Source organism: Nonomuraea insulae (assembly GCF_042656245.1).
In genome coordinates this window covers 30,072-51,616 of sequence record NZ_JBHSPA010000109.1, presented here as the reverse complement: position 1 = coordinate 51,616, position 21,545 = coordinate 30,072, and the positions used below count along the sequence as shown (strand labels likewise).

General features: G+C 71.1%; 18 protein-coding genes. 10 read left to right on the top strand and 8 right to left on the bottom strand.

All coding sequences use genetic code 11. The features are described from left to right. Positions 1-104 precede the first annotated feature (104 nt). A complete protein-coding gene (locus ACFPZ3_RS61025) occupies positions 105-563 on the top strand; it encodes a cupin domain-containing protein (RefSeq protein WP_379523614.1) in 459 nt (152 codons plus the stop codon). Positions 564-587: 24 nt separating this feature from the next. Here the strand turns inward: ACFPZ3_RS61025 and ACFPZ3_RS61020 are convergent, their stop codons facing one another. Then, complete coding sequence (locus ACFPZ3_RS61020) at positions 588-758, bottom strand: hypothetical protein (protein ID WP_379523613.1); 171 nt, start codon at positions 756-758, stop codon at positions 588-590. 233 nt (positions 759-991) lie between these two features. On the opposite strand from ACFPZ3_RS61020, the gene ACFPZ3_RS61015 reads away from it, so the two are divergent. After that, positions 992-1,330, top strand: a complete 339-nt coding sequence (locus tag ACFPZ3_RS61015) for a response regulator transcription factor (protein WP_417629175.1) — start codon at positions 992-994, stop codon at positions 1,328-1,330. On the opposite strand, the gene ACFPZ3_RS61010 is transcribed toward ACFPZ3_RS61015, so the two are convergent. Continuing rightward, entirely contained in the window at positions 1,311-1,949 is a 639-nt protein-coding gene (locus tag ACFPZ3_RS61010) for a hypothetical protein (RefSeq protein WP_379523612.1), read from the bottom strand. The genes ACFPZ3_RS61015 and ACFPZ3_RS61010 overlap by 20 nt on opposite strands. A 127-nt stretch (positions 1,950-2,076) precedes the next feature. Between ACFPZ3_RS61010 and ACFPZ3_RS61005 the strand changes: the two genes are divergently transcribed. After that, positions 2,077-5,328, top strand: a complete 3,252-nt coding sequence (locus tag ACFPZ3_RS61005; protein WP_379523611.1) for a hypothetical protein — start codon at positions 2,077-2,079, stop codon at positions 5,326-5,328. Between the two features lie 39 nt (positions 5,329-5,367). Here ACFPZ3_RS61005 and ACFPZ3_RS61000 read toward each other — a convergent pair whose 3' ends face one another. Then, positions 5,368-6,912: an alpha/beta fold hydrolase gene (locus tag ACFPZ3_RS61000; RefSeq protein ID WP_379523610.1), complete on the bottom strand. Its 1,545-nt coding sequence runs from the start codon at positions 6,910-6,912 to the stop codon at positions 5,368-5,370. Positions 6,913-7,240: 328 nt separating this feature from the next. On the opposite strand from ACFPZ3_RS61000, the gene ACFPZ3_RS60995 reads away from it, so the two are divergent. Both ACFPZ3_RS60995 and ACFPZ3_RS60990 read left to right on the top strand, forming a co-directional pair. Then, positions 7,241-7,906 carry a cytochrome P450 family protein gene (locus tag ACFPZ3_RS60995; RefSeq protein WP_379523676.1) on the top strand — a complete coding sequence of 222 codons (666 nt, stop codon included), beginning with the start codon at positions 7,241-7,243 and terminating at the stop codon, positions 7,904-7,906. Continuing rightward, positions 7,795-8,256: a cytochrome P450 gene (locus tag ACFPZ3_RS60990; protein WP_379523675.1), complete on the top strand. Its 462-nt coding sequence runs from the start codon at positions 7,795-7,797 to the stop codon at positions 8,254-8,256. The genes ACFPZ3_RS60995 and ACFPZ3_RS60990 overlap by 112 nt, the downstream gene beginning before the upstream one ends. On the opposite strand, the gene ACFPZ3_RS60985 is transcribed toward ACFPZ3_RS60990, so the two are convergent. Then, the gene (locus tag ACFPZ3_RS60985; RefSeq protein ID WP_379523609.1) at positions 8,246-8,995 is read right to left on the bottom strand and encodes an SAM-dependent methyltransferase; all 750 of its coding nucleotides are present in this window, start codon (positions 8,993-8,995) and stop codon (positions 8,246-8,248) included. The two genes, ACFPZ3_RS60990 and ACFPZ3_RS60985, sit on opposite strands and share 11 nt — an antisense overlap. Before the next feature lie 138 nt (positions 8,996-9,133). Between ACFPZ3_RS60985 and ACFPZ3_RS60980 the strand changes: the two genes are divergently transcribed. After that, complete coding sequence (locus tag ACFPZ3_RS60980) at positions 9,134-10,438, top strand: FAD-binding oxidoreductase (RefSeq protein WP_379523608.1); 1,305 nt, start codon at positions 9,134-9,136, stop codon at positions 10,436-10,438. A gap of 70 nt (positions 10,439-10,508) precedes the next feature. Here the strand turns inward: ACFPZ3_RS60980 and ACFPZ3_RS60975 are convergent, their stop codons facing one another. The 3 genes from ACFPZ3_RS60975 to ACFPZ3_RS60965 form a co-directional block, all read right to left on the bottom strand. Further along, a complete protein-coding gene (locus ACFPZ3_RS60975) occupies positions 10,509-10,793 on the bottom strand; it encodes a hypothetical protein (RefSeq protein WP_379523607.1) in 285 nt (94 codons plus the stop codon). A gap of 20 nt (positions 10,794-10,813) precedes the next feature. Beyond that, positions 10,814-11,317 (bottom strand): toll/interleukin-1 receptor domain-containing protein, encoded by a 504-nt coding sequence (locus ACFPZ3_RS60970; RefSeq protein WP_379523606.1) that lies wholly within the window; start codon positions 11,315-11,317, stop codon positions 10,814-10,816. A gap of 102 nt (positions 11,318-11,419) precedes the next feature. Next, the gene (locus ACFPZ3_RS60965; protein ID WP_379523605.1) at positions 11,420-12,670 is read right to left on the bottom strand and encodes an ROK family protein; all 1,251 of its coding nucleotides are present in this window, start codon (positions 12,668-12,670) and stop codon (positions 11,420-11,422) included. A gap of 796 nt (positions 12,671-13,466) precedes the next feature. On the opposite strand from ACFPZ3_RS60965, the gene ACFPZ3_RS60960 reads away from it, so the two are divergent. The 3 genes from ACFPZ3_RS60960 (at position 13,467) to ACFPZ3_RS60950 (ending at position 19,650) form a co-directional block, all read left to right on the top strand. Next, positions 13,467-16,256 (top strand): carbohydrate-binding protein, encoded by a 2,790-nt coding sequence (locus ACFPZ3_RS60960; protein WP_379523604.1) that lies wholly within the window; start codon positions 13,467-13,469, stop codon positions 16,254-16,256. A 33-nt stretch (positions 16,257-16,289) separates the two neighbouring features. Further along, entirely contained in the window at positions 16,290-17,990 is a 1,701-nt protein-coding gene (locus ACFPZ3_RS60955; RefSeq protein ID WP_379523603.1) for a ThuA domain-containing protein, read from the top strand. Between the two features lie 205 nt (positions 17,991-18,195). Then, positions 18,196-19,650, top strand: coding sequence for a serine/threonine-protein kinase (locus tag ACFPZ3_RS60950; RefSeq protein WP_379523602.1), 1,455 nt, complete (start codon positions 18,196-18,198; stop codon positions 19,648-19,650). Positions 19,651-19,654: 4 nt separating this feature from the next. On the opposite strand, the gene ACFPZ3_RS60945 is transcribed toward ACFPZ3_RS60950, so the two are convergent. After that, entirely contained in the window at positions 19,655-20,536 is an 882-nt protein-coding gene (locus ACFPZ3_RS60945) for a hypothetical protein (protein WP_379523601.1), read from the bottom strand. A gap of 152 nt (positions 20,537-20,688) precedes the next feature. On the opposite strand from ACFPZ3_RS60945, the gene ACFPZ3_RS60940 reads away from it, so the two are divergent. Next, positions 20,689-21,513: a calcium-binding protein gene (locus ACFPZ3_RS60940; RefSeq protein ID WP_379523600.1), complete on the top strand. Its 825-nt coding sequence runs from the start codon at positions 20,689-20,691 to the stop codon at positions 21,511-21,513. Positions 21,514-21,545 lie beyond the last annotated feature (32 nt).

Below are 21,545 nucleotides of genomic sequence, written 5' to 3'. Positions count from 1 at the left end.
TCCGCCGCACGTCCGGCCGAAGCCCCACGATGAGAGGGCGATCGAGCATGACTGACGGATTACTGCTGCCACCTGGCTCAGGGAGCCGCATCCAGCCTGCGGGCATGACGCTCAAGGTGGGCGCGGAGAGCTCGAAGAGCTGGTCCCTGTTCGAGGTGGACGTGCCGCCGGGGTTCGACGTGGGCGCGCACCAGCACCGCGCGGCCGAGGAGGTCTTCTACGTCCTCGAAGGCGAGATGGAGCTCCTGGCCTTCCACCCGGCGGGCCCGGCCGGGCCTGACTGGCGCGCCTGGAGGTCGGACACCGGCACGCCCGTCTTCCGCGGCGGGCCGGGAAGCACCATGTTCGTGCCCGCCGGCTGCCCGCACGCCTTCTTCAACCCCGGCCCCGCCCCCGCACGGATGATCTTCCTGGTCTCCCCGCCCGGCCACGAGGACTACCTGCGCGAGCTGGCCGGGCTGTTCACGGCCGGCGGGCCGCCGAACCCGTCGGCGATCTCGGACCTGCGCGCCCGCCACGACATCGACCAGCTCACCCCGCTCACCAACCGCCGCCTCACCTGACGACGCTCACGACGCTCACCCCGCTCATTCGTCGTGCAGCACGGTGGCGATGGTGAGCCAGGCCGCCGAGCGGGCCGGGACGTAGGCGCCCAGCACCGCGATCACCGCGCCCGCCGGCGTGAGCAGCGCCAGTATCGCAACCCCCCAGACGTCCACCATGAACGCCGGCAGCGTACGGCGGCGACCTCGACGCACGGCGCCGCCTCGGCGGCGGTTACCGCGTCCGCGCCCGGCTGCCGCTGGAACGGCCATGACCGGCGCGGGGCCCCGGGTGCTCATCGCCGACGACCAGGAGCTGGTGCGCGCCGGTTTCCGGCTCATACTCACCGCCCGCGGCATCGACGTCGTGGGCGAGGCCGCCGACGGCGCCCAGGCGGTGACGGAGGCACTCAGGCTGAGCCCGGACGTGGGCGCACCTGGCCGCCGCCGTGCGCCTGGTCGCCACCGGCGACGCACTCCTGGCCCCCTCGATCACCCGCCGCCTGGTCGAGCGCTTCACCGCCGCCGACCGCGCCCCGCGGGCGCCCGCCGTCCACCACGACCTGGCCACGCTCACGCCGCGCGAGCTGGAGGTCCTGACGCTCATGGGCAAGGGCCTGTCGAACGCCGAGCTGGCCTGCGCGCTGACGCTCAGCGAGGCGACGGTGAAGACGCACGTCGCCCGCATCTTCGCCAAGCTCGCGCTGCGCGACCGCGCCCAGGCGGTCGTCCTGGCGTACGAGACGGGCCTGGTCCTGCCCGGCGAGCCTAGACCAGCCCCACCATGAACCCCTCGTCCTTGACACCCAGGAACACCGCGGGACGATACTGCCGCATCGCGTGCTCGATGACCGGGATGTACTTCGGGCTCGACCCGAGCGGCAGCCGGTAGCCGTTCTTAACCGTGTGAAACTCCCACAGGTGCTCCATGTCCGGATGCCGCCCGCGGAACCCCTGGTCGCCGGGGAACAGGTCGAGCCGGACCATGGTCCTGCGCACGATGTAGTCGGCCAGTTTGACCCGCCGCTGCTGCGTGCGCGAGATGCCCACCCCGGACAACTCCGCCCACGCCACGGCCCACGGCCTGCCCTGCGGGTCGTCCCAGCGCACGCCGAACCCGTCGAAGACCAGCTTGCGCGGCCGGCCGACCTTCTTCCACGCGATGATCGGCAGCAGGCCGATGAACAGGAAGATCAGCCCCAGGATCACGACGACGACCGCTGTGCCCGCCCCGCCCGTGACCTGCCCGGTCAGCCCCGAGAAGATCGAGATGAGCCCGATCAGGCCGGCGATGGAGCCGCCGATCAGCGCCTTGACCTTGGCGTCGCCGCCGACGTCGATCACCACGGGAGGCGGCGGCGGGGGCTGCTGGGGCGGATAGGGGGCGTTGTATGGGGGTTGGTGCATGGCAGGACACGTTAGTCGCGGTCGGGAGTCGTCCCGTCACGCTTCAGCGTTTTGCGAAGCTTCGCGGCGAACTTCGCGGTGTCCCTCCTCGTTGATCCGGAAAACGGCATCAGAGGGGGTCCTTGACGTGGATGGCTGGATCGAGCGGGCAGCGGACGTTGACCGTGTCGTGGCCGCGCTGACCTCGGGGGACAGCGGCCTGGTGCTGGTGGTGCCCGAGGTGGAGGGGGCCGAGGGGATGGGCGTCAGCGCCGTGGTGGCGGCCGCGCTGCGCCGTCCCGAGGTGGCCGAGCGCTTCCCCGAGGGCATCGGCCGCTTCAGCGCCGACGGCGCCCACCGGGAGGAGTGGGTGAATGAGCTGACCCCGGTGCTGGACCATCTGCACGGTGAGGACGTCGAGCCCTACTCCTGGGCTGAGGAGCTCGACTTCGCGAACCTCGTGCACGACGAGGAGGCGATCAACGGGCTCCTGGAAGAGCGGGTCTTCAAGCCGGGGCCCCGGCTGGTGGCGGTGGACGGGCTGCGGTACGCCCGGGAGGCGATGTTGCCGGCGCTCGCGGTGCCGGGATGCGCGTGGCTGGTCGCGGCGGACGCCGACGACGGGGAGTTGCCGTTCGCCATCACCGTGCGGGTCGGCCCGATGACGTCCGCGCAGGGCGTGGCGATGTTGCGCCGTGACCTGCCGGCCCTGGACGAGGGCACGGCCGCGCGGCTGGTGGAGCTGACCGGCGGCTGGCCGCTCGCCCTGGCCCTGGTGCACGGGCTCGTCGTCAGCCAGGTCGTCACGGGGGAGCCGGCCACCGACGCGGCCCTGCGCCTGACCGGGCGCCTGACCGGGCGCCTGGCCGGGCGGCTGCCCGGCCCGGTGGACCTCGCCGACCCCGCCTCACGGACGGCGCTGATCGGCGCGCTCGTGGACCAATCGGTCGGCTGGCTGCGCGCGGTGGACCCGGCCGCCGCGGAACGGTTCCTGCGCCTCGGTCTGTTCGGCGCGGGCGAGGCCATCCCCATCGGCGTGGCCGCCACGATGTGGAGCTCGGGCGCGGCCATGACCGGCGGCCAGATCGGCGCGCTCATCGCCAGGCTGGAGGGGCTGTCGCTGGTCAGCCGGCGTACCGATCACCCGGTGCTGGTCTTCGCGGACGCCGTGGGAGCCCGCGTCCGCGAGCTCCTCGGCCCCGAGGGTCTCCAGCGGGCCCGCCAGGCGCTGGCCGACGCCGACCCGGACGAGACGCCCGAGGGCTGGGGCGACCTTCCCGGCTCGGCCGAGTGGATGTTGCGCAACCTCGCCGGGCTGTACGCCGGCACCGGGGACGTACAGCGGCTGGAGGGTCTGGTCTGCGACCCGGCGTGGATGGCCGTCCGCATCCAGCGCTCCGGCGTGAGCGCGGCCATGCGGGACCTGTCCAAGGCCGGCACCGTCGTGGCCGAGGAGCTCCACCGTGTTCTGGCGAGCTCGGCGCACCTGCTCGAAACGGCACGCGACCTGAGCGTGAGCGTCGCGCCCACGCTCGCCGCCCTGCTGTACCCGATCCTGCACGTGGGCGATGACCTCAGCCGATGGCCGGCGGAGGGCGGCCGGCCGTGGCTGGAGTGCCGCTGGACGCCGCCGCACGTGCCGCACCCGGCGCTGCTGGCCACCCACCACAGCCGGTCGGAGGGGATGACCGGCCTCGCCATGGCTCCGGACGGCGCCTGGGTGGCCGCCTCGGCGAGCGGGGGACGGGTGACGCGCCTGCGCCTGGACGGCACCAGCATGGACAGCCTGCTGGGCCACGAGTTGTGGGTCACGTCGGTCGCCGTGGCTCCCACCGGCTCCTGGCTGGCCACCGCGAGCTGGGACGAGACCGTCCGCCTGTGGGAGCAGGACGGGACACCCCGCGCCGTCCTCGACGACCTGCCCGCCACGGCCGAGACCGTCGCGATCGCGCCGGACGGGACCTGGCTGGTCGCCGGCGGGGACGGCTTCCTGCGCTTCTGGGACGCCGACGGGACACCGCGTGCCACCGCGGGAGAAGGTGATTACCGGCACCTCGCCATCGCTCCCGACGGCACGTGGCTGGCCGCCGTCGGAGCGGAGGTCATCGAGTTGTGGAACGCCGACGGGACGCGCAGGGCGCTCCTCAGCGTGGGCGACGACGAGGACGAGGGGGCCGACGCGGTCGCCATCGCGCCCTCGGGCGAGTGGCTGGCGATCCTCGGCGAGTACGGCTCCCTCTACCTGGTGAACGCCGACGGCAGCCCGCGCGCCGCGTTCGACGACGACCTCCTCCACGGTTACGGCCTGGCCATCGCCCCCGACGGCGACTGGCTGGCCGTGGGCGACATCGACGAGAACATCCTGATCATGGGCCTGGACGGCTCGGTACGGGCCAGGCTGCCCGGCCACACCAAGGCGATCACCGGTCTGGCGATCACACCCGACGGCCGCAGGGTGGTCTCGGCGAGCGGCGACAGGACGGCCCGGATCTGGGACGCCGACCTGGCCGTGCGGGAGCCGGCCGAGCCGCGCGAGCGGCACGACCTGCGCGGGATCGCGGTGGCGCCCGACGGCTCGTACGTGGTCACCGCCGGAGTGCAGGGGCTCACGCGGTGGGACGCCGACGGGAACCGACGATGGCGGGAATCCGATGGCAGGACGTTGAGCGTGGCCGTCGCTCCGGACGGCCGTTCCCTGCTCAGCGGCGGCTACAGGGGACGCGTCAGGCTGTACGACCCGGACGGGACCGTACGCGGGACCGAGCAGATGTCCTCCGAGGAGGATCTGTGCGACGTTCCGTCGGTGGCGATCGCCCCCGACGGCGCCTGGATGGCCGTGGCCGTGGACAAGGAGGTACGGATCCTGGCGCCGGACGGGGAGGTGACCACGGTCCTGGGACCGTACGACGAGGCGGTGAGCGCGGTGGCCATCGCCCCGGACTCCTCCTGGCTGGCGCTCGCGTGGGACGAGCACGTACGGCTGTGGTGCCCGGACGGGGAGCAGGAGGGGACCTGGCTGGAGACGGAGACCTGCGTCGAGGCTCTCGCCGTCTCCCCGGACGGCCGCTACGTCGCGGCGGCCACGCGCGACGGCGTCGAGCTGCTCGACCTGCCGGCCGGAGAGGTGGCGATGTTCGGCCAGGACGAGCGGCTGACCGGCCTGGCCTTCTCCCCGGACAGCACCCTCCTGGCCACCACCGGCGACAACGGGTGCCTGCGGATATGGGACCTGGCCGGCCGCACCTGCGAGTCCGCGACCGTCGTGGACGGCGAACTCCACGCCTGCGCCTGGCACCCCGACGGCTCGGCCGTGTACGCGGCCGGAGCGGCGGGCCTGTTCGGCTTCACCTACCACCACTGTGGGTCACCACTGTGGGTCACCATTGAGGGCCACCGCTGAGCACGGCCCCGCGGATTCGCGGAGCCGTGCCAGGGGTTGTCACGACCGTGCGAACGTCCATCCCGGCATCCCGGGCACCGGACCAGGGAACGGACGCGCCCGCAGAGGGCTCACCTCGGCAGGCGGCACGGCCTCGCACCGGGTGCCATGGCCCGGCACCTTGAGCGAGGTCAGGTAGCCGTCGATGGCGCCGGTCGGGCACTCGCCGCGCCCGTAGATGCCGTGCCCCCATCCCTCGTAGGTGAGCAGCCGCGCCTCGCGCCCGATCTGCCGCACCGCGTTGACCGCCCACGGGTAGCCGGTGGCCGGGTCGTGCAGGGCGTTGCCCACCAGCAGTGTGGGCGTGCCGGACACGCGCAGGCGGTGCTGCGGGTTCGGCACGGCGGTCGTGCCCAGGCACGAGGTCGTCGCAGGGAGAGCCGCGGCGCTCGTCAGCATGTCCGGCGCGATGGCCGCCGACCTGCGCAGGTGCCGCTCGTACTCGCGGTAGTCGCGGATGGGCAGCGCCCAGTCCTGGCAGAAGATCCGGCCGGCGTCGTTGATCACCTCATCGGCCTTGGCGGCCGGGGGCGTGAGGAAGGCCCGCGCGCTCTGCGCGCCGCTGTCCAGCGCGACCAGGAACTCGGCCAGTTCCTTGTACGCCGGTCCGTAGAACGCGCCGAACGCCTGCTGGATGAGGCCCATCTTGGTCAGCTTGGCACCGGGGACGCCGGGGAAGTCCAGCTCGCCCCGATCCGCCCTGGCCAGCAGGTCCCGCCACAGCGCGCGCACGTCCTTGCCGTGCAGCGCGCACGACGCGGTCCTGTCGCACCAGGCGACGAACTCGTTGAAGGAGTCCTGGGAGGTCCACGACTCGGTGTCGAGGAAGGCCGAAGTGCCGAGACTGTGGTCCATGTTGCTGTCCAGCGCGAGGGCCCGCACGCGGCCGGGGTAGCGCTCGGCGTACTGCTGGCCGATGAGCGTGCCGTACGAGATGCCATAGTAGGTCAGTTTGTCGTCGCCGAGCGCGGCGCGCAGGGCGTCGAGGTCGCGTACGACGTTGCCGGTGTGCACCTGGTCGAACAGCGGCCCGGTACGCTGCCTGCAGTCCTGCCGGTAGCGCTCGTTGAAGGCCAGGAGCGCCTCGAAGTCGGCCTGGCTCTTGACCGCCAGCGGGTCGGGCGCCTGGACGGCGAGGTCGAGCGAGCACAGGATCGGATGGCTGAGCCCCACGCCGCGCGGGTCGAACCCGACGACGTCGAAGCGGCTGGTGATCTCCGGCGAGAAGCCGAGCCAGTTCTCCACCACGGCCTGGACGCCGGAGCCCCCGGGACCGCCGGGGTTGATGACGAGGGAGCCGGTGCGGGCCGCCGGGTCGGTGGCCTTGCGGCGGGCCAGCGCGAGCTCGAACGTCTCGCCGCGGGGCTTGCCGTAGTCGACGGGCACGGTCAGCGTGCCGCATTCGGCCGTGGGGTCTTGCTCGCAGGGCGCCCACGAGATCGCCGCGGCGCTCTCCGCCGGGCTTTCCGCCGCGGCTGGGGCGAGGGGCAGGAGGGGCACGGCCAGCGCGCCTAAGAGACCGAAAATCAGAGCAGTTCTCCGCATGTAACGATCGTGGCCAATTGTTCCGACAAGGTCATCCGACTTGAGGAGGAATGTCCTGTCATCCTCGCGGCTAGGCGAGGTCCCACAACAGCCGGTAGTAGGCGAGGCGCTCGCCGTCGGGCTCGATCCCGTACCCCTCGCAGACGAGGTGATGGTGTCCTCCCGCGCCAGCGCGGCGACGATCGCGGGCACGGGGCCGGTCGGGATATCGGTGGTCATTAGGACGTGATCCTCCCAGGGGTACGAAGCCGCTGACAACGCGTTTTCCTCATTTGACCTTGACGCGACGTCAACGTTTTGACTGGACGGCACAGACACCAGGAAAGGCTTGCCGAAAGTGTTGACTCTGCCGTTCGACCGTCCCGATCCCCTCATGCCCCCTCCCGAGTACGCGCGCCTCCGCGAGACCTCGCCCGTCGCCCGGGTGCGTACCCCAGACGGGCGCCCGGCGTGGCTCGTCACCTCCTACGACGCCGCTGCCGCCGTCCTGGCCGACCGGCGGTTCGGCCTCACGCCGCCCGGCACCCCGGGCTCCGGCAACGAGACGTTGTTCCAGGACGGGGAGGCGCATGCGCGGCTGCGGCGGCTGGTGGCGAAGGCGTTCAGCCCGCGCCGGGTCGAGCTGCTGCGCGAGCGTGTCGAGCGGGTCGCCGACGAGCACGTGGCGACGCTGGCTCTTACCGGACCGCCCGCCGATCTCGTCGCGGGGCTGGCCGCGCCGATGGCGATCACGGTGATCGGTGAGTTGCTCGGGGTGGACCCCGGCGATCGGGAGCGGTTCCGCGTCGTGGCGGGCGGCTCAGCGACGCCGAGCTCGTCGCCATGGCCGCCACCATCGTCTCCGCCGGCCACCTCTCGGCCCGCAACGCCATCTCCACCGCCATCCTGCGCCTCCTCGCCGAAGAACACCGGACCTCCACCGCCGGGAAGCTCGCTGAAGGACATGGGATCGGCGCGACCGTCGAGGAGTTGCTGCGGCTGCAGTCGGGCCTGACCGGCGAGCCCTTCCCGCGTTTCGCCCAGGCCGACCTCGACCTGGCCGGGGCCGCGATCAGGGCCGGTGACCTGGTGCTGGTGCGGCTCGAAGCCGCCCACCGCGACCCCCGCCACTTCGACCGCCCCGACACCTTCCTGCCGGAGCGCCGGTCGAGCCCGCTCCTGGTGTTCGGCCACGGCATCCACTACTGCCTCGGCGCGCCCCTGGCCCGCCTGGAGATGGCCGCCGCGCTCGGCGCCCTGGCCCGGCGGCTGCCCGGCCTGCGCCTGGACGGCAAGCCCGAGGAGGTCGTATGGGAGCGCGACGGACTCGACCTCGGCCCGTCGGCCCTCCACGTCACCTGGTGAGCGGGCGCAGCAGGAGGGTGACGAAGCCCAGGAAGCCCCGGTAGCCGTTCAGCCACAGGTCACGGTGCTCGCGGGCGGCGGCCAGGGCGGCGTCCCCGTCCGGGCCCGGGTGGTCGAGGGCCCAGCGGGTCAGCGTGCCGGTCCAGGACCACTCGTACTCGTCCCAATCGGTCAACGGGCTCGTGTGGCCGTAGACGGTCGCGAAGCCGGCGGCCTCCATGCGCTCCACGGTCCCGGCCAGGTCGGCGTACTCGCCGGGCTCGGCGCCGAACTCGGTGAGCAGCTCGGGCGAGGGCGGCTGCTCCCAGAAGGCCTCGCCGACCAGGGCCAGCCCTGACGAAGGACGCACGTGATCGTGTACGGCGCGCAGGGTCGGCTCCAGGCCGCCGAAGGCGTGGGTGGCCCCGACGGACAGGACCAGGTCGTACGGCTCGGCGGCCGTGTGGTCGGCGGCGGGCACGCGGTGCAGCCGGAGCCGGTCCGACACCCCGAGACGCCCCGCCTCCTCGGCCGCGGCGGACAGGCCGGACTCGGAGAGATCCACCCCGTCGGCCGTCGCGTCCGGGTAGAGCGCCAGCGCCCTCAGCAGCCACTGCCCCTCGCCGCAGCCCAGGTCCAGGATGCGGGCCCGCGGCGGCAGCTTCGCCCGGGTGAGCAGGCGGTCCAGGTTGTCGCCGCTGATGGGCGCGGCGATGGGGTGGTCGCCGTGTGCGACGTGGCTGATCAGATCGCGTTCCATCTGCGGAAATATGCCCGAACGCGGGCTGAAGAGGCAAACGAGTATTTTCTCTCGCTTCCGTCACATCTCTTCCATGGCATCCGTCATATCGGTGTCCCCGGACGACCGGGGCCGATGACGACATGGGAGCGAGGGAACATGACGAACACCGACCTGCGGGGCGCGGTGGAGGGCCGCGTGCTGCTGCCGGGAGACGACGGGTTCGAACCCGCGGCCAAGCCGTGGAACCTGTCCGAGCAGCGCGTGGCCGCCGTCGTGGAGGCCGCCGACGCCGCCGACGTGGCCGCGGTGGTCAGGTACGCGGTCAAGGCAGGGCTGACGGTGAGCGCTCAGCCGAGCGGCCACGGCGCCACCGGGGACGCCGACGGGGTCATCCTGCTGCGCACCGGGCGGCTGCGCGACATCGAGGTACGCCCAGGGGAGCGGCTGGCCCGCGTGGGCGCCGGGGTCACCTGGGGCGAGGCGCTGGCCGAGATCGGTCCGCACGGCCTGACCGGGCTGGCGGGCAGCAGCCCCATCGTGAGCGTGACCGGGTACACCCTGGGCGGCGGCGTGAGCTGGTTCAGCCGCGCGCACGGCCTCGCGGCCGACAGCGTGCGCTCCTTCGAGGTGGTGCGCGCCGACGGCGAGCCCGCCACGGTGACCGCCGCCTCCGACCCCGACCTGTTCTGGGCGCTGCGTGGTGGCGGCGGCGACTTCGCGCTGGTCACCGCGATCGAGTTCGGGCTCTATCCGGCGCCTTCCCTGTACGGGGGCCGCGTGATGTGGCCCGGCCACCGCGCCCGCGAGGTGTTCGAGGTCTTCCGCCACGTCACCGCCGACGCGCCCGCCGAACTGGCCGTCTGGTTCAACCGCCTACAGTTCCCCGGGGCGCCGGCCATGGTCGCCCTGGACGCCGCCTTCCTCGGCGAGGAGAGCGAGGGACGCGCGCTGCTCGCCGCGCTGGACAAGATCGGCGACCCGATCGCCGACAAGCGGGGACCCCTGGCGGTGGCCGACCTGGGCACCATCACCGCCGAGCCCACCGACCCGGTGCCCGCGCGCTCCAAGGCCGAGCTGCTGACCGGCCTGGACGACGCGGCGGTGGACGTCCTGCTGGACGCGCCGATGGAGCCGCTGGTCGGCGTGCAGGTCCGGCACCTGGGCGGGGCGCTGGCCGCCACCCGCCCGGACGCGGGGCCCAGCGGGCCGATCACTGAGCCGTACCTGCTCTACCTGCTCGGTGTCGGCTTCAACCCGCAGATGTCCGAGGCCGTGGGCGCCGTGCAGGAACGCTTCGCCGGGGAGCTCGGGGCGAGCGGGCGCAAGCCGTACACGATGCTGGCGCGCGGGGAGCGGGCCGCGGCGGCCTTCTCCGAGCGGGACCTCGCCCGGCTGCGGGACATCAAGCGGGCCGCCGACCCGCACGGCGTGCTGCGCGCCAACTTCCCCGTCTTGGCGTAGGGCCCCCGGTACAAAGGGGCGCGTGCTCCTGCTCCATGCCGCAGGGGCACGCGTCTCGGGCCGGGAGAGCCTACGTGGTCAGTGCCGGACGGCTGACGCCCGGACGAAACCCGCCCGGTTGCGGTCCGCGTTCGCGGAGCCCCGGACCAGATACCACTGCCGGCCGGGCACCACGCCGGCGACCGTGGCCGTCGCAGAACTCGTAACTGATCTTCTCGTATTTCGCGCCGCGTAATACGTACACGGAATACAGCGGCTCGCGATCGACGGTCAGATCGGTGATCACGATCTGCTTCTGACCGCCGACGGCGCGGACCCGCGGTGTGGAGTCGCCGAGCAGGGACAGGACCTCCACATACTCACCCGGCCGCCTCGTCACGAAGACACTGATCCCGCGATGCGCACGAGCGAGCGGCGACTCACTCCGCGGTCGTCCCGGCAGTCGATCCAGAGCGGTTCGCCTTCCAGGTTCCGCAGCGAGGCGGGCAGGGGCGGATGGCGCTGCCCGCCTTCCCCGATCGCGACGATGGCCAGCCGCTGGACACCCCGGGTGGCGGTGAAGCGGGCGACTTCCAGGTCGACGTACGGCGACAGGGCCGACGCCGGTGACGCCAGCAGCACCATGGCAGCCGAACCGTCGACCGCCTCGCGCAGACGCTCGTCGAGAACGCCGGAGGCGGTCATCTCCTCGTCGTCCCTGAACACCGGCCGCAGGTGGCGATCCCGCAAACCCCGCACCCGAAGTGCCCGCCGCACCAGGCGCGGGACGGTGAAGCGCTCCAGCCGCTGGTGCAGCGACCGGGCCTGCCGCTTGTCGGACCAGTTGTAGGAGATGAACGCCCAGAAGCGGTAGCCGTTGCGCGGTGGTTCCGTAGACATGGTCATCACGACCTCGTGTCCGGCAGGGCGCGTCACTTCTCATGACACCACAGGAGCCGGGCTCACGACGTGCCGATATCACCGATCGGCAGACGGAACCAATCAGGCGGAGTAGACGTGGTCGCTGATGAGGCGGGCCGCGCCGACGACGCCGGCGATGTCCTCGAGTTCGGACAGGACAATGGGCAGATTGCCCGTCGCGAGAGGCAGCGAGCGACGATAGACGACGCTGCGGATCTCCGCGAGCAGGACGTGGCCCAGCCGGGCCACCCCGCCCGCGATGATCACGAGCCCCGGGTTGAAGAAGCTGACCAAGCCGGCGAGAACCTGGCCCACGCGGCGGCCGCCGTCCCTGATGAGCTGGATCGCCGCCGCGTCGCCCTGGGCGGCCGCCGCCGCGACGTCCTCGGCGGACAACGTTCCTGCCGCGGCCAGGCGCTCGGCCAGGAAGGGGGAATTTCCTGAGCGCGCCACGGTCTGTGCCTGGCCGGCCAGGGCGGCGCCGCCGAAATAGGCTTCCAGGCAGCCGGTGTTGCCGCACGCGCACAGCGGGCCCTGTTCGTCGACTCGCATGTGCCCGATGTCACCCGCGCTGCCCGATACACCGCGGTAGATCTTGCCGTCGACGACGATGCCGCAGCCGATCCCGGTGCCGATCTTGAGCAGCAGGAAGTCGCCGACCTGGCGCGCCACCCCGGCGTGCAGTTCTCCGAGCGCCATGATGTTGACGTCGTTGTCCAGCATGGCCGGGCAGTTGAGTTCCTGGCTGAGAGCCTCGCGCATGGGATAGCGGTCCCAGCCCGGCATGATCGGTGGCGCGACCGGGAAACCTTCGGCGAAGCTCACCGGTCCCGGCACCCCGATGCCGGCCCCGTGCAACTGCGTGAACAGCCCCTGGTCCCGCAGCTTGCCGGCCAGGACGAGTACCCGGTCGAGCACGTGCGCGGGGCCGAGCCTGATGTCGCACGGCTCGCTCACATGCCCCAGCACGCGCAGTTCGCCGTCGGTCACGGCCACGTCGACCGAGGTCGCGCCGATGTCGATTCCCGCGAAGCGGGTGTTGCGCGACAGCCGCACCTGGCCGGATCGGCGGCCTCCCCTGGAAGCCGCCAGCCCGTCCGGTTCGATCAGGCCCAGCCCCACCAGCCGGTCGAGCTCCGAGTTGAGCTTGGAGCGCGACATCCGGCCCGGGTGCGGGTAGACGCCGCTGACCGGGAGCCCGATCATCGGGAAGCCTCCCGAGGCGGAGGGATCCGCGGTGAGATCCGCGAGTTCGGCCCGCGATCGTGGCCCGTCCCGCAACACCCGCAACAGAGCCGCCTGATGAGAGTTCTCCGGCCGGTTCGACTTCACCCCGCCACTCCTCGATGTAGCGCTTGCTCGGCGCAACCGGCGCCGGTGGGAACGTACCGCGCTTCCGCTGCGGTAGGAAAGGCGTTCTGTCGGATAACCGCCGGAATCTTGAAAGCTTGGCCGGGTCATCGTACGGTGGCCCGCCGGGCTTCCTTTTGTTCTTCTGATCAATGAAAGTGTCGATCCGCACCGATCTTTCGGCTAATCAACGCAGAAGTTGCGAACAATCAACGAAACATCTGGACAATCTGGACGTAACATCTTAATGTTGCGGCACAACGAGCCTGCATAGATGCCCAAAAGCGGCAGGAGGTGCAGCGATTTGGACGCCCAGCACCGCATGCTCCGCCTCCCGGGCGATGAACGGCCGCTGCCTCACACCAAGATCGGTAACCGGCTCGACCTTTCCTGCGGGTCGCTCGGCCGGCGGCTGACCGATCCCCACACCCCCCTCACCCACGGCCTGGAGGTCGTCATGACACCACCGACCGCGCCCACCGCACCCTTGTGACGACTGGCACGACGGCGAAGGCGCCGCGCCTGACGACGGCGCGGCGGATCTGACCGACCGGCTCCGCCCGGCCGATGAGCGGGACGTCTCCTCCACCACGCCTGCGAGCTTTTCGCGAAGCCTCGGCCACGTTCGCTGCGGGCGGTCGGCATGAACGGTACGTGCAGCAGGCCGACCGGCCGTCGAACTGATCGCCGGGCCGGACCGCCGTCGTCGGCGTGATCGGCGAACGCCTGTCTGGAAGCCCTTCGACAGGAAGCGGAATCACCGAGCATGTTACGAAGAATGGCTTTATGCATCGCGATCGTGGTGGCCACCTTCGGCCTCACCGCCCCGTCCCCGGCTGTGGCGGCCGGCTACACCCAGATAACCCTGGCCAAGGGCGCGGCCGAGACCGGCGAGCCGATGGGCCTGACCGTCCTGACCAACCGGGGCGTCCTGCACACCTCTCGTGAGGGCACGATCCGCTACACCGACCCGCTCGGCAACACCAAGGTGGCGCTCACCATTCCGGTGTACACCCACGACGAGGAAGGCCTGCAGAGCATCAAGGCCGACCCGAACTTCGCCTCCAACCGGTGGGTGTACGTCTACTACGCCCCGCCGCTGAGCACCCCGGCCGGTGACGCCCCCGCCACCGGCACCGCGGCGCAGTTCGCCCCGTTCAACGGGGTCAACAGGCTGAGCCGCTACACCGTCAACGCGGACTTCACGATCAACGCGGCCTCCGCGGTCACCATCCTGGACGTCCCCACCTCACGCGGCATGTGCTGCCACGTCGGAGGCGACATCGACTTCGACGCGGCCGGAAACCTCTACCTGTCCACCGGTGACGACTCCAACCCGTTCGATTCCGCCGGCTACACGCCGATCGACGAACGATCCGACCGCAACCCGGCCTTCGACGCGCAACGCACCGCCGGTAACAGCAACGACCTGCGGGGCAAGGTGCTGCGGATCAAGCCGGGCGCCACCGGCGGCTACACCGTCCCGGCGGGCAACATGTTCCCGGCCGGCACCGCGGGCACCCGGCCCGAGATCTACGCGATGGGCTTCCGCAACCCGTTCAGGATGAGCGTGGACAGGGCGACCGGCGCCGTCTACCTGGGCGACTACGGGCCCGACTCGGGCACAGCCAGTTCGGCGCGCGGCCCGGCCGGGTCGGTGGCGTTCGAGCGGATCACCCAGCCCGGCTTCTACGGCTGGCCCTACTGCTCGCAGTTCAACGTGCCCTACATCGACTACACCTTCCCGAGCGGGCCCTCAGGCTCCGCCTTCAACTGCGCCGGCGGGCCGGTGAACAACTCGCCCCGCAACACCGGCATCACCCAGCTCCCGGCCTCCAGGACGGCCTGGCTGCCGTACGGCTACGGGCAGGACAGGGCCGACCTGTGCTGCGGCAGCCTGTCACCGATGGGTGGCCCGGTCTACAACTACGACGCGGCGCTCGCCTCGGACGTGAAGTTCCCGCAGTCGATGAACGGCAAGGTTCTCCTCGGTGAGTTCGGGCGCCGCTGGATCAAGACGGCCACGGTGACCGGCACCGGCGGGGTGGGCCCGATCGAGGCCTTCTCGGCCTTCACCGGCACGCAGGTGATGGACCTGGAGTTCGGGCCGGACGGCGCGCTCTACGTGCTCGACTACGGCACCGGCTGGTTCGGCGGCGACGCCAACTCGGCGGTGTACCGCATCGAGTACAACGACGGCACCGGCCGGGCCCCGATCGCGGCGGCCGACGCCAACCCGAAGGCCGGGAACGCGCCGCTCACCGTGCAGTTCAGCTCGGCCGGCTCCAGCGACCCGGACGGCGACCCGATCACCTACGCGTGGGACTTCACCACCAACGGCAGCACCGACTCCACCGCCGCCAACCCCACCTTCACCTACACCGCGAACGGCCAGTACACCGCGACGCTGACAGTGCGCGACAACACCGGCCGCAGCGCCACGGCCAGCGTGGTGATCAACCTCGGCCAGCCGACGGTCACCCTCAACACGCCGGTCAACGGAAGGGTGTTCAGCTTCGGAGACGCGATACCGTTCCAGATCACCGTCTCCGACCCGAACGCCCCCACCATCGACTGCAGCCGGGTCAAGCTCACCTACATCCTCGGCCACGACAGCCACGGCCACGCGATCACCAGCGCGACCGGATGTTCTGGCACCATCCAGACCACCGCCGACGGTGAGCACGACGCCAACGCCAACATCTTCGGCGTGCTGGACGCCGAGTACACGCCGGTCGGCTCGACCACGCCCGTGCACGCGCCGCAGGCCGTCCTGGAGCCACGCACCCGCCAGGCCGAGCACTACAGCGCCCAGCAGGGCGTGACGATCGTGGCCAAGGCCTCGGCCAACGGCGGCAACGCGGTCGGCTACATCGAGAACGGCGACTGGATCTCCTTCACGCCGTACAGCCTGTCCGGAGTCACCTCCTTCACCGCCCGGGTCGCCTCCGGCGGGACGGGCGGGACGCTGACGCTGCGCTCCGGCTCGGCGACCGGCACGGTGATCGGCTCTGCCACGGTCGCACCCACCGGAGGATGGGAGACCTGGACCAATGTCACCGGCACCGTCACACCGCCGTCGAGTATGTCCAACCTGTTCCTGGTCTTCACCGGCGGCGCGGGATCGTTGTTCGACATCGACACCTTCACCCTCAACGGCGGCACCCAGCCACCGCCCTCCAACCTGGCGCTGAACAAGCCGGCCATCGCTTCCAGCGCGGAGTCGGCCACCTACCCGGCCTCGGCGGCGGTCGACGGCTCGGCGACGACCCGGTGGTCGAGCGCGTTCTCCGACCCGCAGTGGATCCAGGTCGATCTGGGCGCCACCTACACCGTCAACCGGGTCCGGCTCCAATGGGAGGCCGCCTACGGCTCGGCGTACCAGATTCAGACGTCGCCGAACGGCACCACCTGGACCACCGTCCGGTCGGTGACAGGTGGCAACGGCGGTGAGGACGACAACACTGGCCTGAGCGCCTCCACCCGGTACGTTCGGATCAATGGCACGGCTCGTGGCTCGGTCTACGGGTACTCCCTGTTCTCCTTCGAGGTCTACGGCAGCAACTGAGCACCACGCCGCACCGCAGCAACTGGAGGATCCATGCGCAGACTCTTATCAGGTGTGAGCGTGGCCATCGCCCTGGCCGCCTGCACCTTCCACGCCTCGCCGGCCGCGGCCGCCGACGCCCCCTACGACGTCCTGGTCTTCTCCAAGACCGCGGGATTCCGGCACGACTCGATCCCGGCCGGCATCCAGGCCATCCGTGAGCTCGGCACGGCCAACTCCTTCACGGTCACGGCGACCGAGGACGCGGGCGCGTTCACCACGGCCAACCTCGCCCAGTACGAGGCGGTCGCCTTCGTCAGCACCACCGGTGACGTGCTCAACGCGAGCCAGCAGAGCGCGTTCGAGTCCTACATCCGCGGCGGCGGTGGCTACGTGGGCGTGCATGCCGCCGCCGACACCGAATACGGCTGGCCCTTCTACGGCCAGCTCGTCGGCGCCTGGTTCGCCAGCCACCCGGCGATCCAGCAGGTCAACTCCAAGACCGAGAACCGGGCCCACCCTGCCACGGCGCACCTGCCGCAGACCTGGACCCGCACCGACGAGCTGTACAACTACCAGTCCAACGTACGGAGCACGGCCCGCGTCCTGGCCACCCTCGACGAGTCGTCCTACTCCGGTGGCTCGATGGGGGGCGACCACCCGATCACCTGGTGCAAGACCATCGACGCCGGGCGGTCGTTCTACACCGGCTTCGGCCACACCCAGCAGTCGTTCACCGAGCCCGCCTTCCGCTCCCAGCTCCTCGGCGGCATCCGGTACGCGGCCGCCCGGGCCAAGGCCGACTGCCGGCCCGAGACCGGCTACACCGCCCTCTACAACGGTTCCACCACCGGCTGGGCGCAGTCCGGTCCCGGCAGCTTCGGCAACTCCGACGCCACCCTGACCTCCTCCGGCGGCATGGGCCTGTTCTGGTACAACGCCAAGCAGTACACCTCGTACTCGCTGAAGGCGGACTGGAAGCTCACGGGGGACAGCAACTCCGGCATCTTCGTCGGTTTCCCCAACCCCGGCGGTGACCCGAACGTCGCGGTGAACCAGGGCTATGAGATCCAGATCGACGCCAGCGACACACCGGACCGCACCACAGGCTCCATCTACGGGTTCAAGGCCGCCAACCTCGCCGCCCGCGACGCCGCGCTCAACCCGCCGGGCGAATGGAACACCTTCGAGATCCTCGTCGAGGGCCAGCGCATCCGCGTGTACCTCAACGGCTCCCTGATCAACGACTTCACCAACACCGACCCCAACCGCAACCTGGACGGATACCTCGGCCTGCAGAACCACAGCAGCGCCGACCAGGTCGCCTTCCGCAACGTCCGGATCAAGGAATCAGGCACGCAACCGCCGGCCCCGAACCTGGCGCTGAACAAGCCGGCGACCACTTCCAGCACCGAGTCGGCCGCCTTCCCGGCCTCGGCCGCGGTCGACGGCAGCACCGCCACCCGCTGGTCCAGCGCGTTCAGCGACCCGCAGTGGATCCGGGTCGATCTCGGTGGCTCCTACGCCATCACCAAGGTCGTCCTGAACTGGGAGGCCGCCTACGGCCGCGCCTACCAGATCCAGACCTCGGCCGACGGGACCACCTGGACCACCATCCACTCCACGACCACCGGCACCGGTGGCGTTCAGACCCTCACCGTCAACGGCACCGGGCGATACCTGCGGATGTACGGCACGACCAGGGCCACCCCGTACGGCTACTCGCTCTACGACCTACAGGTATACGGAACCTGACCCCCGCAGGCCGGGGCGGGCCCTGCTCGCCCCGGCCTCGTACGCGCTGAGTCCCCGCTCGCCGGCGGGCCCGCCGGCGCCCTCTGCCCGCGCTCGCGAATTATCACTAGTATCTCTTTCACAGCGCCGCGGCGGTCGTTGGGCGTGAGCCTGGAGGTGCACGTCGTGCCGGTGGCAGCTCGTCCCAACGCGCGTGGAGGAGTTCATGCCCGCCGACCCGCTGCAGCCAGGAGACCCTCGTGTGCTCGGAACGTTCCAGCTGCTCGCGCGCCTGGGCGAGGGCGGCCAGGGGATCGTCTACGAGGGACGCGGCGCGTCCGGCGAACGCGTCGCGATCAAGATCCTCAAAGGTGGCGCCGATCCGGAAACCCGCCGACGGCTGACCAGGGAGCTGGAGTCGGCCCGCAGGGTGGCTCCGTTCTGTACGGCCCGGGTGCTGGGGGCCGAGCCTGACCAGCCGACTCCGTACGTGGTGAGTGAGTTCGTCGCGGGCCCGTCACTGCAGGAGCGCGTACGCGCGCAGGGCCCGCTGCGGCACGGCGACCTTGACCGGCTGGCGGTCGGCACGGCCTGCGCCCTCGCGGCCATCCACGCCGCCGGGGTCGTTCACCGGGACTTCAAACCCGCCAACGTGCTGCTCGGTCCCGACGGGCCACGCGTGGTCGACTTCGGCATCGCGCGGCCACTCGACGCCAGCACGGCGCCCTCGGTGCTGTCGGGAACCCCTCCGTACATGGCGCCCGAGCAGCTCAGGGGAGAGCACGGGTCGCCCGCGGCCGACGTCTTCGCCTGGGCCTCCACCATGGTCTACGCCGCGACGGGCCGGGCGCCGTTCGGCAGTGACACCGTCGCCGCCGTCTTCAACCGCATCCTCACCCAGGAACCCGACCTTTCCGGCATTCCGGACAGTCTGCGCGGAACCCTCGCCGCCTGCCTGTCGAAGGACCCCCGGACACGCCCTTCTGCCCGATCGCTCCTCATCGGCCTGGTCGACCCGGGGGACCGTACCGTCACGGTGCCCGACGTCGGCCCGGTCCCCAGCGTGTACGTTCCGCCGGACTGGCCCGGCTCGACCAGGGTGCTCCCGCCGGAGCCCGGGCTGCGCACGGCCCCTCTGCCGGTGGATGGATCGACGGCACCGTACGGCGAACGGATCACCCGGCGGCTGCGGCCGGCCGTGGCGTTGATCGCCGTCGCGGCTCTCGCGACCGCCGCTGTGCTGTACCTGCGGGGGACGAACGATGGCCCGACGACACAGGCGGCACCGGATACGTCCTCAGGGCCATCCGCGGAACGCACGCCGGCCGCTGAATCGACCCCCGAACAGCCCCCGGCCAAGGCAGGCGCGATTCCCCCGGACTTCGCGGGGGTCTGGAAAGGACAGGTCGTCTCACAGGACAACCACAACGAGAGCGTCGATGTGACGATCAGCCTGGCGGCCGGGCAGAGCACCGGGACGTGGACCGACGACGACTGCGTGCTGCGGGCCACGCTGACCCGGGTCAGGAGCGACGCCGAGCTCGAGATGTCCCTCGCGCAGCAGGGCACGTGCGTGGGCGGGGACATGACCCTCGCACTGGCCGGGCCCGGGACCCTGAACCTGGTGCGGCAGGAAGGCGCGGGCTCCCTCGAATACCGCGGGAGCCTGCGCCACTCCTGACCGGTCAGCCGGCGCGCACTATCTGGAAGGAGTACGCGCCGGTCTTCGCCTCGCCCGACCTGACGACCAGGGCATAGCGTCCGTCCCCGTTGGAGAGCGGGATGTCGAACTCGTAGCCGCACAGCGGGACGGGCTGCCGGGCGCCGGCGACGCTCTTGTCCGCGGCGTCGTACAGCTCCAGCTGGATGGCCATGCACGCTCCCGCGCCTCCGAGGACCTTGATGGCCGTGGCGCCGTCCGAGTAGAACTCGAAGCGGTCGATCCGTCCTGGGACGTCCAGCCGCCCGGCCCCGGCGGGGCTGTCCTCGCCGATGCTCAGGCCGATCGCCGCGGGGAACGTCCGGACCTTCACGGTCGCGATCCGGAACCCGTATGACCCGATGACATTCGTGTTCCCCCAGACCTCCAGCCGGTGCCTGCCCGCCTTGGTCAGCTTGAAGATCGAGGTGCCGAAGCTCATCGCGACACTGGACGGGCCCAGCGGCTCGCCGTCGACCTCGGCGAACACCTGGAGCTGGATGTCGTCGCCCTGCATGTCGGCGACGTAGAACTCCCTGGCATCGCCCAGGTCCAGGGTGAAGGTGTCCTTCTGCCCCGCGCGGGTCAGCTCGGCCGAGACCGTGCTGCCGTCGACGAGGACGCCTCCCGGCTCGACCTTCGCCGAGGATCGGCCGGTGTCGGGCTGCGCGGTCGCGGTTCCTGCGGGTGTGCTCTCCGCCTGAGCGGACGGGCTTCGCCTGGGTACGGTGGTCGCGCTGCTGGTCACGGACGCGGGGGCAGGGTCGGCGTTCCGGTCCGCACCGCTGCCGAGTCCGCATCCCGCGAGCGCCATCAGTGTGAGGACGAGGACGGCACCCGTCCGCCGCACCCCCGGAGAGTTCGTCATGACAGCCATTCTTCTGAGGGCGCTTACAAACCGATTGCCCACAGCTATCAGGCGCGCAATGCCCTCCGGCACAGCCCGGGTGCGGCTTTGTACGTACTTCCACGGCGCGAGTCCTGGGCTACTGGAGCCACCTTCCTGGAAAGGCGGAGACCATGCGCAAAGTGTTAGCCGTGGCCGCCCTCGCGGCGGCGGCGATCGGGTTTCAGACGGTGTTCGCGCTGCCGTCGCACGCCGACACATTGACGAACGTGACGCTGGGCAACCTCAACGTCTCGGCGGCCGCGGGCAAGGCCAACAACATCACCATCAGCGTCAACGGATTCGGCCAGGTGGTGATCAACGACACCGCGGACACGGTCCGCGCCGGCGCCGGGTGCACTCAGATCAACTCCAGTACGGTCGAGTGCGCAGGCGTGAACCTGGTCCGGGTCTTCGCGGGCGACCTGGCCGACACCGTCACCAACAACTCGCCGGTGAGCTCGCACCAGCACGGCGACGCCGGGGCCGACACGCTCAGGGGCGGTAGTGGCACCGACCAGTTCTTCGGCGGCGTGGGCAACGACACCACGGTGGGCAACGGCGGCAACGACATCTACAACGCCGATCTCCCCATCGACGGCGCCGACTCCTTCGCCGGCGGGTCCGGGGTGGACACCGCCGCCTACAACAACCGTTCGGCCGCCCTGACCATCACCCTGAACGGCGTGGCCAATGACGGGGCCGCGGGCGAGGGCGACAACGTCGGAGCAGACGTGGAGAACGTGTTCGCGGGCTTCGGGCCGGACGTCGTCCAGGGGAACGGCGCGGCCAACGAGATCCGGGCAGGACAAGGCGCCGACACCATCAGCGGCCTGGGCGGGAACGACACGCTCAACGCTGCGGACGGGACCGGCGGCAACGACTCACTCGATGGCGGGGCGGGCACCGACACCTGCTTCTCCGACATCGGCGACACCGAGGCCGGCTGCGAGATATGAGCTGCGCGGGGCCGGTGACCTGCAGGGATTCC

Excerpts from the sequence above, each read along its gene's own strand:
- ACFPZ3_RS60980 (WP_379523608.1), top strand. The coding sequence starts at position 9,134 with ATGACGAACACCGACCTGCGGGGCGCGGTGGAGGGCCGCGTGCTGCTG.
- ACFPZ3_RS60955 (WP_379523603.1), top strand. The coding sequence starts at position 16,290 with ATGCGCAGACTCTTATCAGGTGTGAGCGTGGCCATCGCCCTGGCCGCC.
- ACFPZ3_RS60940 (WP_379523600.1), top strand. The coding sequence starts at position 20,689 with ATGCGCAAAGTGTTAGCCGTGGCCGCCCTCGCGGCGGCGGCGATCGGG.
- ACFPZ3_RS61010 (WP_379523612.1), bottom strand. The coding sequence starts at position 1,949 with ATGCACCAACCCCCATACAACGCCCCCTATCCGCCCCAGCAGCCCCCG.
- ACFPZ3_RS61025 (WP_379523614.1), top strand. The coding sequence starts at position 105 with ATGACGCTCAAGGTGGGCGCGGAGAGCTCGAAGAGCTGGTCCCTGTTC.
- ACFPZ3_RS60950 (WP_379523602.1), top strand. The coding sequence starts at position 18,196 with ATGCCCGCCGACCCGCTGCAGCCAGGAGACCCTCGTGTGCTCGGAACG.
- ACFPZ3_RS60985 (WP_379523609.1), bottom strand. The coding sequence starts at position 8,995 with ATGGAACGCGATCTGATCAGCCACGTCGCACACGGCGACCACCCCATC.
- ACFPZ3_RS61000 (WP_379523610.1), bottom strand. The coding sequence starts at position 6,912 with ATGCGGAGAACTGCTCTGATTTTCGGTCTCTTAGGCGCGCTGGCCGTG.
- ACFPZ3_RS60970 (WP_379523606.1), bottom strand. The coding sequence starts at position 11,317 with ATGTCTACGGAACCACCGCGCAACGGCTACCGCTTCTGGGCGTTCATC.
- ACFPZ3_RS60945 (WP_379523601.1), bottom strand. The coding sequence starts at position 20,536 with ATGACGAACTCTCCGGGGGTGCGGCGGACGGGTGCCGTCCTCGTCCTC.
- ACFPZ3_RS60960 (WP_379523604.1), top strand. The coding sequence starts at position 13,467 with ATGGCTTTATGCATCGCGATCGTGGTGGCCACCTTCGGCCTCACCGCC.